The following is a 12,753-nucleotide window of genomic DNA, read 5'->3' on the forward strand; positions in this document are numbered from 1 at the left end:
GCGGGCGATGTCAGCCCCGGAACCCGGTGGCAACAACGAATTTTTCGGAACTGTCGGGCCGTGATGCGGGCGGCTTGACGTTGGCCACCTTGGCAAACCGTTGTTTTAACAGTTTTTGCAACTCGCCCTCGGCCCCGCCCGCCAGCACCTTGGATACAAAGGTGCCGCCCTCTTCCAGCACGTCGAATGCCAGGTAGGCCGCCGCCTCGCACAGCGCGATGATCCGCAGGTGATCGGTTTGCTTGTGCCCGGAGCTGGCGGCAGCCATATCGCTCATCACCACGTCGGCCTTGCCGCCCAGCCAGGCCTTGACCTTCTCATCGGCGTCGTCCTCCATGAAATCGAGCTGGTGGATTTCGCAACCCGCGATCGGTTCGACCTCCTGCAGATCGACGCCTAAAATGCGCCCTTGCGCCTTGCCCTGCTTTTCTCCGAGTGCGTTCACGCGCGGCACCGCCACCTGACACCATCCCCCCGGGGCACAGCCCAGATCGACCACCCGCGCACCCGGAACGAGGAACCGGTATTTGTCATCCAGCTCCATGATCTTGAACGCGGCGCGACCACGATAGCCTTCGGCCTGTGCTCGTTTGACATAGGGATCGTTCAATTGCCGCTGCAGCCATCGTGTCGATGACGATTTACGCCCCCGTGCCGTCTTGACCTTGACCGTCAGGTCACGTTGTCCACGCCCCGAGGTGTTCTTGCCGTCCGGTCGTTTCGCCATTAGCCCTGTCCATCTTTCAGCGCGCCGTCACCCGACATCAGCGCATATAACATCCCCTCGCGCAGCCCCCTGTCAGCGACCGATAACCGGTCGGTGGGCCAGCAACGCAACAACGCCTGCAGAATCGCCGCACCGGACATGATCAATGCCTGCCGGTCCATTCCGATCCTCGGGTCGCGCCGCCGCCCCGCCGGGCCGAGCGCAAGGTATTTCCGAATGACGAGGTCGATCTCGTCGCTGGTCATGCACAAGCCATCAACCTTGTTGCGGTCATAGCGCCGTAGCCCCAAATGGCTGGCGGCCACGGTCGTGACGGTGCCGGATGTCCCGATGATCTGGAACCCGTCGCGGGATTGCTCATTCTTGTACGGCGCGAATTCGGCCAGGTTTTCTTCGAAAAACCAGCTCATCAATGCGAATCGTGCACTGTCATCTTCAACGTCATGGAACTGGTCGCGCAAGGTAGCCACGCCAAGCGGCACACTGATCCAGTCGACCACCCGCGCACCGGGGCGCCCATCGTCGGTGCGGTAGAACCCGCTGTGCATTCGCATGATCGCGCGAGAGCGCTCGGGCGCGGGAACATCGCGCAGGTCGATCCACACCAGTTCGGTCGATCCGCCGCCGATATCGACGACCAGCAATTGCTCGGTTCCGGGATTGACCAGCGGTGCGCAGGACACCACGGCAAGCTGCGCCTCTTCCTGCGGCTTGATGATGTCCAGATACAACCCGGTTTCCTTGCGCACGCGGCTCAGAAACGATTTGCCGTTGCTGGCGCGTCGGCAGGCCTCGGTCGCGACCAACCGCATACGACCCACGTCATGGCGTCTGATCTTCTGCTGGCATACGCGCAGCGCCTGGAGCGTACGATAAATGGCCGAACGCGACAGCCGCCCGGTTTTCTCAAGCCCCGCCCCGAGCTGAACGGATTTCGAAAAGCTGTCCACGACTTTGAACTGATTGCCCTCGGGCCGGGCAATCAGCATACGGCAACTATTTGTGCCCAAATCCAGCGCGGCATAAAGGTCCGCCGGACCGGGGGAGCTCAGTGCGGGGCTCTCTACCTGTTTCGGGAGTGCGCCCGCACCGTCGGGACGCCTGGGCGCCATTTTGCACGCCCTCCATTTCGAGTTACGTCGAAAGTAGTGCCTCGGGCGGCGCGGCGCAAGCACTGCCGCGCTTCATGATCATCATGAACGCTTTTCCGGCAGCGGGCTGTGGCGGCCCGCCCTGCCCGACAGTATTCTGAAAACGTCGCTTGATGCGCGCGTTCTGTCGAAAACCGTCCCCGCGTGTCGATGCGACTGCATTACAGAGGGACCACTGAGGAAGAGGAATCAGCGATGGTTGACGTCACAGTCGTATATTGGCGGGACATTCCCGCGCAGGTGATTGTCGGCAAGGGCCGCCGGGGTGCGAAAAAGCAACTTCCCGAACGGTTCGAGCAAGCCATTGACCGCGCCGCGATGAAAATCGGCGCACAGGATACCGATGCCTATCTGGCCGAATGGCGCAAGGCCGCGCCCTATCCGGTCGAAGGCGATGCTTCCGAGGTGGCCGAGGCCGAAGCGGCCCGGTTGGACGCCGAATACGATCAGGAGCGCATCAAGGCCCTGATCGCAAATGATGGCTGGGCATGAAACCCGGATCGCTATGGGAGGCCGCGATGGCTTTGTTGAACTTCAGAAAGCGTGACGCAGGCGCTGCGGCCCCTGCCCCCGTCAATCCACAGGTCGAGGCCTTTCTCAAGGGCTATTCGATCGAGGTGATGCCGCGCACGGCCGAAAAGGTCGATACCTTCCGCGATCTGCTGCCCGAGGGGACGCGCGTCTATATTGCGCATATCGAAGGCACGCCGATCGACGACATGGTCGCCACCGCCGCCCGCCTGGCGCGCGAAGGCTATCCCGTCATGCCCCATTTCCCCGCCCGCATCATCCGGGATCAGGCCACCCTCGCCGACTGGATCGCTCGTTATCAGGGCGAGGCCGGGGTTGACCAGGCCCTGTTGCTGGCCGGTGGCGTGGAAAAGCCGCACGGCAGGTTTGACAGTTCCATGCAATTGCTGGAAAGCGGTGAATTCGACAAGGCGGGGTTCAAACGCCTGCATTTCGCCGGTCACCCCGAGGGCAACAAGGACATCGACCCCGACGGCAGCATGAAAAACGTCGAGGAGGCCCTGCGCTGGAAACAGAAATTCTCGGAGCGCACCGATGCGCAGATGGCACTGGCCACGCAGTTCGCCTTTGACGCCAAGCCGATCATCGCCTGGGCCGACAACCTGCGCGAGGCCGGGATCGACCTGCCCGTCCATATCGGCATCGCCGGCCCCGCCAAATTGCAGACACTGATCAAGTTCGCCATCGCCTGCGGCGTCGGCCCGTCTTTGAAAGTTCTGCAAAAACGCGCTATGGACGTGTCGAAGCTCCTGCTGCCCTACGAACCGACCGAGGTTCTGACCGATCTGGCCGCCCACAAAGCCGCCAACCCCGATTTCAATATCGAGTCGGTCCACTTCTTCCCGCTGGGCGGCATCAAGACCAACGCCACCTGGGCCATCGAACACGGTGGAACCTCCACCGTGCCCGCAAACGCATCCTGAGCGAAGGACAGAAAGAAAACATGACCCGCACAGTCGTCGAAAGCAAAACCAAAACCGCCATTATCGGGTTCGATCAGCCCTTTTGCGTGATCGGGGAACGGATCAACCCTACCGGTCGCAAGAAACTGGCCGCCGAGCTTGAGGCTGGCGATTTCTCGACCGTCGAAAAGGATGCCATCGCACAGGTCGAGGCCGGAGCGACCGTTCTCGACGTGAATGCGGGTGTGGTTTACAACTCGAACCCCAACCCGAACGAAACCGAACCGCCTTTGATGACCAAGATGATCAATATGGTTCAGGGGCTTGTCGATGTGCCGCTGTGCATCGACAGTTCGGTGCCCGGCGCGCTCAAGGCCGGGCTCGAGGCTTGCGAAGGCCGCCCGTTGTTGAACTCGGTAACCGGCGAAGAGGATCGGCTCGAACTGGTTCTGCCACTGGTCAAGAAATACAACGTGCCGGTCGTGGCGATTTCAAACGACGATACCGGTATCTCCGAAGATCCCGATGTGCGCTTTGCCGTGGCCAAGAAGATCGTGGAACGCGCCGCCGATTTCGGCATTCCAGCCCATGACATCGTTGTTGACCCGCTGGTCATGCCGATCGGTGCAATGGGGACCGCCGGTTTGCAGGTGTTCACCCTTGTGCGCCGCCTGCGCGAAGAACTGGGCGTGAACACCACATGCGGCGCATCGAACATCAGTTTCGGCCTGCCCAACCGTCACGGCATCAATAACGCCTTCCTGCCGATGGCGATGGGCGCTGGCATGACCTCGGCGATCATGAACCCGGTGGCCCTGCCGGTGAAACAGTCCGAGATCGAGGCCAAGAAGGCCGAAGTTGCCGCATCCGGCCTCGAACTGCCTGCCGACATGGACGACGAAACCTTCTGCCAGTTGTTCGGCCTGGGATCGACCAAGCCGCGCCCCGGCAAGGAAATGGAGGCCATTCGCGCCGCCAACTTCCTGACCAACAACGACCCGCATGGCGGTGAGTGGATCAGGTTCAACAAGGCCCCGGCCAAACCCGGCGAAGAGGCCGCTGGCGGTCGTGGCGGCCGCGCAGGTGGCCGCCGCCGCCGCCGCGCCTGACAATATCTTTGTTCCAGAGAAAAACCCCGCGCCGGTCATACGGCGCGGGGTTTGCATTTCAATCGGCGTCTTGCAGGTGCCCTGTTCGCATCAGCACAGGTCGAGATCACGTGCCAGCATCGCCGCATGCGTCCGGTTGCGGGCGTCCAGCTTGCGCGACAAGGTCTTGACATGCAGCTTGACGGTGACCTCCTGAATATCCAGATCGCGCGCGATCTCCTTGTTGGACATGCCATCGGTCAACCGGCGCAACACATCGGTTTCGCGCGGTGTCAGCTTGACCTCCGACAATCCACGTCCCCGCTGCAGTTCGACATCCTCGGGCACATAGATCTCGCCGGCAATCATGTGCTCGACTGCCGCGACCAAGGCGTTGGGCGCCAATGTCTTTGGCACAAATCCCGCAGCCCCCATGCGCAGCGCCCGTTGCGCAACACCGGTGGGGGCCGTTCCCGACAATATCGCCACCGGGCCCGTCGTTTGCGCAATCATCCGGGTCAGACCGTTCAGGCCATCCATCTCGGGCATGGAATAATCCAGTAAAACAAGCTCGTAAGGGCCATTCCTGTTCTCTATGGAGAGAGCGTCATCAAGACTGCAGGCTGTCTCGATTTCAATGTCCGTTTGTTGGCGCAAATAATCCGCGATGGTTTCACGTACCAAATCATGATCATCGGCGATCAGTATTTTTTTCATTGAGCCCTCTTTGACGGAGTCGCCGAACTTATAAGCCAATTCGCGATCCACTCTAGGCCCTCCCTATCCGGTTGCATAGGGACATGGTGCAGTTTTGAGCACTATAATCTATGTAAGTATACCGCGATGTACGTATTATTCGAGTTGAGGGGGGGGTATTCATTGACCCGGATTCTGGCAGGTTTTCTTCTGTTCGCATTCGTTTTGGCAACCGCATACGTGACCCCGGCTCACGCGGAACCCGATACGGTGGTATTGTCCATAGACATCGACGATGGCGACTCTGCAACACACCATATCGAGTTGACGCTCGAAGACCTGCAGGCCCTGCCCGCCACGCAATTTGCCACCACGACCATCTGGACAAGCGGACCACAGGTGTTTTCGGGCGTCTGGTTGTCTACCTTGCTGGAACAGTTGGAAATCACCAGTGGCGTTATCGAACTGCAGGCGATCAACGATTATCGCGTCAGCCTGCCGGTCGAACAGGTAGAACCACGGGGGGCGCTGGTGGCGTATCGACGCAACGGGGATGTCATGACGGCACGCGAAAATGGGCCGCTCTGGCTGGTCTACAATTATGATTCAGACCCCGAATACAGATCGGAGACCTACTATTCGCGCAGTATCTGGCAACTGGACCGTATCAGCGTTTCGCGCTAGCACGGGGGCATTGTCGTTCCTGGCGGACCTGGATGTGCCCCTCTTAAGTCCATTTTTCAGCCGTTTGATGCGCCGCCGGGCGCAACTGATACTGTTCGGCGCGCTTTCCCTTGGGTTTTTGTTCGCTACCGGCCTGTTGACGATGCAGGTTTTCTTCAAGCTCGAAGAATATGGCAGTTCGTCGGTCGACAATATCGAATGGACCATGGCCCAGATCGAGGTCGAACAGGTCAAGTTGTCCGCCGCGCTGGAAAGGCTGGATGCCCCCACGCCGCAAAGAATTAACGATGCACGATCACGATTCGACGTGTTTTACAGCCGGATCAACACCATTCAGCAAAGCCAGACATACAGCCGCGCGCTGAACGGAACCGAAGCGGAACGACAACTTCAGGACGTTCAGGATGTCCTGCAACACCTGATTCCGATCTTCGATGCCGGTGACGACGAATTTCTGGCGCGGCACCAGAGGGCAAAAAACGCCATCAACGGATTGACACCGGCCATCCGGCGAATGTCCAGTGCAGGCATTGCCATCGATGCGAATCGCAATGAAGCCGAACGTGCCACACTTACCAGGAAGCTGGTTCAGTTAACGGTTCTCAGCCTTTTGCTGTTGATAACCTTGCTGTCGCTCGCGTTCCTGTTGTGGCGGCTTTACCGGCTTTATCGGACCCGCGCGCTTGAAAACCGGGTCACGCTCAATCGGTTGGCAACGATTCTGAACACCTCGGACGATGCGGTTGTCGTTTTTCGTCCGGACGGTCAAATCGTCGATACCAACGATACCGCCCGCACCCTTTTCGGTCTCAGCCAGACGCGCGGACCGGACACCGCTCACCCTTCCCGGATTATTTCGGATATCCTTGGCCGGCAACAGCCAGACGGCAATGTGACGCCTGTGACGGGGCAGGAACTGGTCGACTCATGCGGCGCCGGACCTGGCCACGTTGCCGCATCCATGGCCCGAAGGGCAGACGGGGTTTGGTTTCCGATCGAACTATCCGCCAACATGGCATCGCGATCCGGCGACAATGTCTGCATTTGTTTTCTTCGCGATATTTCGGATCGTCTCAGTGCCGAAGCCGAGGTCATGGCGGCGCGCGACAAGGCCCTGTCTGGCGAACGCGCCAAGGCCACCTTTCTGGCCCGTATAAGCCACGAGATGCGGACGCCTCTGCACGGCATTCTCGGCACGTTGGACTTGCTGGAAGAAACAGCACTCAGCCCGGAGCAGTGGCGATACGCGGAAGTCATGAAATCCTCTGGCCAAATTCTCCTCAACCAAATTGATGACACTCTGGATGTCACGCAAGCGGATGATCTCGAACTTGCCATGTCGCCAGTCGCGTTCGATCTGGACCGGATGCTGGAGGATTTGATGTTCAGTCAGCGATCCGAGGCGCAGGCGCACAACACTACTCTGGAACAAGTTCCGCGAAAAAAACCACTCGGCATGGCGTTTGGAGACCCGGAGCGGGTTCAACAGATTCTGCTCAATCTCATTTCGAATGCGATCAAATTCACTCGCGACGGGCGCATAACGCTCGAGGCAAGCAGGTCCGACGGCGACCAGCCGAATATCGTTGAATTTCAGGTATCCGATACCGGAATCGGGATTTCCCAATCGGATCTGCCACGAATCTTTGATGACTTCGTCCGCTTACCGACGCCGGGCGACGACCCCGTTCAGGGAACGGGCCTTGGGTTGGGCATCGCGCGCAACCTCGTCACGTTGATGGGCGGGCAGATCGGCGCGGAAAGCATCGAGGGAGAAGGCAGCCTGTTCTGGGTGCGCCTGCCGTTGCCCGGCCGGTCCCCGGTTATTGCGGACAGCAGCGCCAAGATCAGAACGCGCGCCGCGCGCCCGTCTCCGCCCATGGCCGTCCTGTTGGTCGAAGATAACGAAACGAACAGGTTTGTCCTGCAACAGATGTTGCGGTTGGATGGTCACTCGGTAACGCTGGCCCATGATGGCGCCGAAGGCGTCGCACTGGCCCGCGACAGGGCATTCGACTTGATCCTCATGGATATCAACATGCCCGGTCTGGATGGAATTGCAGCAGCGCGCCAGATCCGACAGGCCGGAACCGGTGCGGCGAAAGCGCGGATCGTGGCGTTGACCGCCCATTATTCCAAGGAACTATGGCCGTCCATGCGAAACGCCGGCATAGACGATGTACGCACCAAACCCCTCGGCCTTGACGGGCTCAGGGCCATCCTGGGCAAGAAAAGCGAACAGCCCGACACTTCGGCACCATTCATTTCCGACATCTACGAAGACATGCGGGCGGCAATTTCCCCAAAGCGGCTCGATGCGCTGGTGCAGTCCTTTGTCGATGAAGGCGACAGTATCGTCACGCAAATTCAATCCGGGCAACTGATCGCCGACACCGACACGGCCAATTTTCTACATCGCGTCGCCGGGTCCGCTGCCGTTCTCGGCGCGCTTCGGGTTCAGGGCCTGCTTGCGCATGCCGAATCCGCAGCACGACATGGCGATCACGAAACCCTGAGCAAGAAACTCGAGAGTTTTCCGGATGTCTGGGCGTCGACTGTCGAACAGTTGCGGTTGTTGTCGGGAACATCTGCCGCCTGACACAACGACAAGACGACACCCGGCCCCGGCTTCACAATCACGGGGTTGTTAAGAGCCATTGACAACGCTTTGTGAGTTGTCATCGCTTTTTCCTGCTATAACCTCCAGAAGACCCGCAAGCATCCCGCTGCGGGATCGTTTGGGGATTCTCTGCGTGTCTGTATGGAAACAACTCTTTCTTCTGTGCCTGCTGGGGGCCTTGGCCTACGGCGGATACGAGGGATATCAACGCTATCTGTCTCCTTCTGACACATCCCTTCCCGCCGCCAATGCACAAAAGTCCGGAAGTTCGACCATAGTCGAGGTCACCGCAGCCAGCGTCGCAACGCTGCGCCATACGGTGGAAGCCGTGGGAACCACACGCGCCAGACAATCCGTCGAGATCGTGCCCGAAGCCGAAGGCCGCATCGTGGAACTGGCAATCACACCCGGCGCCAAGGTCGAGCGGGGCGCAGTGCTGGTCCGACTGGACGACGCCATCGCACGCGCCGACCTTGCCGAGGCGGAGGCCCGTCTCAAGGAGCGCTCACAAGCCCTAGACCGCATCCGGCAACTGCGCCGTACCAATGCAGCTGCCGAAGCGACGCTGGAAGAGGCCGAGGCCCGCCGAGCCGAAGCGCTGGCTCAGCTGGACCGGGCCGCCCGGCGTTTGGAGGAGCGCACAATCACCGCGCCATTCGCGGGGATCGTGGGTCTCAGCAATGTGGACACCGGGGCGCGCGTGGATCAAAGCACATTGATCACGAAACTGGATGATCTCGACGAGATCGAGATCGAATTCGCGTTGCCCGAAACCCTGTTTGCGCAGGTTTCGATGGGTCAGGCCGTGACGGCCACCAGCGCAGCGTTCCCCGGCGAACAATTCCAGGGTCAGATCGAAGCCAAGGACAGCCGGATCGACCCGGTAAGCCGCTCGTTCCGCACACGCGCCATCCTGCCAAATCCCGAAGGCACGCTGCCTGCGGGTATGTTCATGTCGCTGGAATTGATCTTGTCCGAAGCCGAGCGTGTTGTCGTCCCCGAAGAGGCCCTGGTGTTTCAGGCCGCCGAAACCTATGTCTTCGTGGTTAAAGACGGATCCGCCCGCCGCGTCCCGCTCGAGACCGGACAGCGGCGCGACGGTATGGTCGCGGTATTGGCGGGGCTCGAGGTTGGGGAACTGGTCGTGATCCGGGGGTTGCAAACCCTTCGCGACGGAAGCCCCGTCGAGATTCTCGGTGAAGACGCCGGCAACGAAAGTACAGCGCAAGCCGAGTCCGAGGACGACAATACATGACCTTGTCCGACATATCGGTCCGGCGTCCCGTTCTGGCCGCCGTCGCCAGCCTGTTGCTGATCGTGTTCGGCCTCGGGGCGCTGCGGGATGTCCCGGTCCGAGAGTTGCCGGACGTTGACAATGCCGTGGTGTCGATCACCACGACCTATCACGGCGCCGCCCCCGAAGTCATCGACACCGACATTACCGAAACCATCGAAGGGGCTGTGGCCTCGATCGCGGGTATCCGCTCGATCAGTTCGGAAAGCCGTCAGGGCCGCTCACGCGTCACGATCGAGTTCGAGGCGGGCCAGAACGTGGACGTGGCCGCCAATGACGTGCGCGATGCCGTCGGTCGCGTATTGGACAACCTCCCTGAAGACGCCGACCAGCCCGAGGTCGAGAAAGCCGATGCGGATGCCGATCCGGTGATGCGTCTGGCAGTGATGTCGGACCGGATGACGACCGCAGAGATCACCGACTATGTCGACCGTTTTATCGTGGATCGTCTGGCGACACTTGATGGCGTGGCGAATGTGCGTATCTACGGCGACCGATCCTTTGCGGTGCGCATCTGGCTGGACCGGCGGGCATTGGCCGCGCGCAAACTGACCGTCGCCGATGTGGAACAAGCCCTGCGCCGCAACAACCTGGAGCTTCCGGCTGGCGAAGTGGAATCGCGGGACCGTCAGTTGACGGTGCGCCTGAACAGCCGCCTGGCAGGGGTCGAGGACTTTCGTGACGTGGTGCTGGACAGGGTGGCCGGATATCCGGTGCGCCTGCGTGATGTCGCGCGGGTGGAGCCGGGTGTGGAAAACGACATCACCATCGCCCGCAGTGACGGACGCGATGCGGTCGGCATGGCGATCCAGCGGCAGAGCCAGTCGAACACCTTGCAAATTTCCAACGCCGTGCGCGCCGAAGTCGCCCGTCTGACCCCGACCCTGCCCGAAGGCATGGAGATCATTATCGGATCGGATGACGCGCTTTTCGTAGGGGCCTCGATCCGCGAAGTGGTAACCGCCCTGGCCATCTCGCTGGCGCTGGTCGTGCTGGTGATCCTGCTGTTCCTGTGCAGCGTCCGGGCCACATTGATCCCTGCCATCACGATCCCGGTATCGCTGTTGGGCTGCATCATCCTGATCGCCCTGTGGGGCTTTTCGGTGAACACCCTCACCCTGCTTGCGCTGTTGCTTGCCATCGGGCTGGTGGTGGACGACGCAATCGTGGTGCTGGAAAACATTCAGCGCCGGATCGAGAACGGCGAAACGCCCCTGGTCGCCAGCCTGAAGGGCGCACGTCAGGTGACCTTTGCCGTTCTGGCAACCTCGGTCACGCTGATCGCTGTTTTCGTGCCGCTCTCGTTCATGCCCGGCCAGGTGGGACGCTTGTTTGTCGAATTCGGTTGGGTCATGGCCGGCACCGTCGCGATTTCCACCTTCGTGGCGCTGACCGCCTGCCCTGCCCTTGCCTCCAAGGTGCTCAAGGCCGGAACGGGCATAGTCCCTTCCGACGAATATGCACCGCGCGGCTGGTTGCAGAAAGGCTATGCCGCGCTGCTGGCCCGTGCCTTGCGCATACCGTTGGTGGTTCTGGCGATCGCGGTGGTTGCCTCGGGCAGCGCATATTTTTTCTATGACAGCCTGCCGCGCGAATTGGCCCCGCGCGAAGATCGCGGCGTGGGTTTCGTACCGCTGACCGCACCACAGGGCAGTACCGTGGCCTATACGGATCAGGCCGCCCGGCAAGTCGAGGAAATTCTCGCTCCGCTGCAAGAAGAAGGCATTATCGAAACCGTTTTCACCTTCACCGGCTGGGGCAATCGCGCATGGCGGTCCTTTGTGGTGTTTCGTCTTGCCCCCTGGGAAGAACGCGACCTGCCCGTATCCGATGTCGTGCGCCGCATTGCACCGCAAATGGAGCAGGTGACGATTGCACGGGGCTTTCCTGTCACGCCAGCCGGGCTAGGCCTGAGAGGCAATTCCACCCCGGTCCGGGTGATCGTCGGCGGCCCGGATTTCGACAGCGTCAAACGCTGGTCGCAGCAATTGCTTGACCGGGCCGAAACCATCGGCGGGCTCGTCAATCCCGAAATCAATTTCGAACAGAACCTGCCGCAACTCGACGTGACCATCGACCGCGAACGCGCCGACGATCTGGGCATTTCCGTGGATACCATCGCCAACACGATGCAGACGATGCTGGCCTCACGGCAGGTGACGACCTTTGTCAGCCGCGGGCGCGAATATCCGGTGATCGCACAGGCCGAGCAGGCGGACCGCCGCACGCCGTCCGATATCAACAATATCTTCGTGCGCTCCGGTGACGGGGAAACACTGGTGCCTCTCGGGGCCCTGGTAAGCGTAACCGAAAACGCTGCGGCCTCGTCTTTGCGCCGGTTCGACCGCTTACCGTCGATCCAGCTGTCCGGAGCCCTGGCCCCTGGTGCCGATCTGGGCACGGTTCTGAACGAAGTCGAAACGGCAGCCGCCGAGATATTGCCCGCCGAAGCCGCGCTTGGCTACGAGGGGCAATCACGCACGTTCAAGGATACATCCGCCGGAGTGGGGCTGGTTTTTGGCCTCTCGGTCTTGATCGTATTTCTGGTGCTGGCCGCCCAGTTCGAAAGTTTTCTGCATCCGGTCACGATCCTGCTGACCGTTCCCGCCGGCGTGGCGGGCGCAGTCTATGCGATGGCCATAGGCGGGCTGTCGATCAACGTTTACAGCCAGATCGGGATCATCCTGTTGATCGGTCTGGTCGCCAAGAACGGAATCCTGATCGTGGAGTTCGCCAACCAGCTACGCGACGAGGGGCTGGAGGTGCGCGATGCGGTCCTGCAGGCTTCGGTCCTTCGGCTGCGGCCAATTATCATGACCGTGATTTCGACCGTTCTGGGCGCCCTGCCCTTGGTTCTGGCCTCGGGGGCCGGGGCTGAAAGCCGCAATGCGATAGGCACGGTGATCATTGCCGGTCTGCTGTTCGCCACACTTCTGATGCTGGTCGTCACGCCAATTCTATACGATCTTCTGGCGCGCTTGACTCGCCCGCGCGGGGCTGTTGAGAAAGCACTGGAACAAGAGTTGAAACAGGCTGAACGAATAAAGTGATTCAGTGGTG

The 12,753-nt window shown here is 60.7% G+C and carries 10 protein-coding genes; 7 read left to right on the forward strand and 3 right to left on the reverse strand.

Features of this window, described 5'->3' with window-relative positions; all coding sequences use genetic code 11:
* Positions 1-10: 10 nt before the first annotated feature.
* Together KPG71_RS07380 and KPG71_RS07385 are read right to left on the reverse strand one after the other, a co-directional pair.
* On the reverse strand, positions 11-727 hold the full coding sequence (locus KPG71_RS07380) for an RlmE family RNA methyltransferase (protein WP_073031364.1): 717 nt from the start codon (positions 725-727) through the stop codon (positions 11-13).
* Positions 727-1,839 (reverse strand): Ppx/GppA phosphatase family protein, encoded by a 1,113-nt coding sequence (locus KPG71_RS07385; RefSeq protein ID WP_216337456.1) that lies wholly within the window; start codon positions 1,837-1,839, stop codon positions 727-729. The genes KPG71_RS07380 and KPG71_RS07385 overlap by 1 nt, the downstream gene beginning before the upstream one ends.
* A 234-nt stretch (positions 1,840-2,073) precedes the next feature.
* On the opposite strand from KPG71_RS07385, the gene KPG71_RS07390 reads away from it, so the two are divergent.
* Genes KPG71_RS07390 through KPG71_RS07400 form a run of 3 tightly spaced genes read left to right on the forward strand, consistent with a single transcriptional unit; the run spans position 2,074 to position 4,420 of the window.
* Positions 2,074-2,370 carry a virulence factor gene (locus tag KPG71_RS07390; RefSeq protein ID WP_216337457.1) on the forward strand — a complete coding sequence of 99 codons (297 nt, stop codon included), beginning with the start codon at positions 2,074-2,076 and terminating at the stop codon, positions 2,368-2,370.
* Positions 2,371-2,396: 26 nt separating this feature from the next.
* Positions 2,397-3,332, forward strand: a complete 936-nt coding sequence (locus KPG71_RS07395) for a methylenetetrahydrofolate reductase (RefSeq protein ID WP_216337611.1) — start codon at positions 2,397-2,399, stop codon at positions 3,330-3,332.
* A 20-nt stretch (positions 3,333-3,352) separates the two neighbouring features.
* A complete protein-coding gene (locus KPG71_RS07400; protein WP_216337458.1) occupies positions 3,353-4,420 on the forward strand; it encodes a methyltetrahydrofolate cobalamin methyltransferase in 1,068 nt (355 codons plus the stop codon).
* A gap of 90 nt (positions 4,421-4,510) precedes the next feature.
* Here KPG71_RS07400 and KPG71_RS07405 read toward each other — a convergent pair whose 3' ends face one another.
* Complete coding sequence (locus KPG71_RS07405; protein ID WP_216337612.1) at positions 4,511-5,116, reverse strand: response regulator transcription factor; 606 nt, start codon at positions 5,114-5,116, stop codon at positions 4,511-4,513.
* Positions 5,117-5,335: 219 nt separating this feature from the next.
* On the opposite strand from KPG71_RS07405, the gene KPG71_RS07410 reads away from it, so the two are divergent.
* The 4 genes from KPG71_RS07410 (at position 5,336) to KPG71_RS07425 (ending at position 12,743) form a co-directional block, all read left to right on the forward strand.
* Positions 5,336-5,779 carry a molybdopterin-dependent oxidoreductase gene (locus tag KPG71_RS07410; protein ID WP_216337459.1) on the forward strand — a complete coding sequence of 148 codons (444 nt, stop codon included), beginning with the start codon at positions 5,336-5,338 and terminating at the stop codon, positions 5,777-5,779.
* The gene (locus KPG71_RS07415) at positions 5,670-8,378 is read left to right on the forward strand and encodes an ATP-binding protein (protein ID WP_216337460.1); all 2,709 of its coding nucleotides are present in this window, start codon (positions 5,670-5,672) and stop codon (positions 8,376-8,378) included. The genes KPG71_RS07410 and KPG71_RS07415 overlap by 110 nt, the downstream gene beginning before the upstream one ends.
* A 154-nt stretch (positions 8,379-8,532) precedes the next feature.
* Positions 8,533-9,654 (forward strand): efflux RND transporter periplasmic adaptor subunit, encoded by a 1,122-nt coding sequence (locus tag KPG71_RS07420; protein WP_216337461.1) that lies wholly within the window; start codon positions 8,533-8,535, stop codon positions 9,652-9,654.
* Positions 9,651-12,743, forward strand: coding sequence for an efflux RND transporter permease subunit (locus tag KPG71_RS07425; protein ID WP_216337462.1), 3,093 nt, complete (start codon positions 9,651-9,653; stop codon positions 12,741-12,743). The genes KPG71_RS07420 and KPG71_RS07425 overlap by 4 nt, the downstream gene beginning before the upstream one ends.
* Positions 12,744-12,753: the final 10 nt, after the last annotated feature.

Source organism: Roseovarius sp. PS-C2 (genome assembly GCF_018862045.1).
GTDB lineage: Bacteria > Pseudomonadota > Alphaproteobacteria > Rhodobacterales > Rhodobacteraceae > Roseovarius.